This is a genomic window from Methanoculleus sp. MH98A (genome assembly GCF_000691865.1).
Lineage (GTDB): Archaea > Halobacteriota > Methanomicrobia > Methanomicrobiales > Methanoculleaceae > Methanoculleus.
Genome location: NZ_JMIO01000191.1, coordinates 1 through 773 on the forward strand (window position 1 = coordinate 1; position 773 = coordinate 773).

1 protein-coding gene is annotated in these 773 nt (G+C 44.8%); it reads left to right on the forward strand.

Features of this window, described 5'->3' with window-relative positions:
* Positions 1-671: OST-HTH/LOTUS domain-containing protein (locus EI28_RS12510; protein ID WP_048115343.1), on the forward strand; the 671-nt coding region annotated here is incomplete at its 5' end.
* Between the last annotated feature and the right edge of the window lie 102 nt (positions 672-773).

Sequence of the window (773 nt, forward strand, 5' to 3'; positions counted from 1 at the left end):
ATGAAGATATCAACAAATTTTCGGGACGGGAGTTACTCATCCGGTTTATCAAGAACCGCTCATCCGAGGAACCCATACTGCTGTCCCAGCTCAAGCCACAGCTCATCCGGCTGCAACCGTCTTTTTCTGAAAAGCAACTTGGATTTTCTTCATTCAAACAGTTCATCGAATCCTTGATAGAAGATGTCGTCGAGAAGGTTGAAGCAGACCCAGAAACCGGGCATCCACAGGTATATTTGAAGGACATCGCAGAAATCAAAAGTGTCGGTATCGACAAATCTCTTCAGATTAGTGATTTTCTATACAAAAACCTCCGGTACCCGAAAGACCCTGCGGTGAGAGGCGAACTGTCTAAGCAACTCTATACATTACTCTCACCAAAACAGCCCATTTCCATGCACGATATGGCAGATCACATCTTTGAAAAAACGAACGGTACCATCCCAAAAATCACGATACGTAAATTTGTCTTTGCTCTCGGACAGGGTCGGGCATTCCACTATGCAGATCGGGATTACTCGGGACCTCTGCTTAGCAGGCCGCAGGTACTGAACGATTCGATCCAGGCACCAGATGAGATTAAGAAAATATATCTGGATAGAGTCATCGAGGTCATAGAAAGAAAGTACTCGGATATTGAGGATGAACTGTTGAAGTCCCTTCTGAATTGACTGCCACCAGCGGGTACGCGCAGACCCCTAAAAATTCTTCCTTGTTTCCAAAACTAACAAATTATTTCACCAATTCAGACCGTTAAGAGCACTCACTCCATT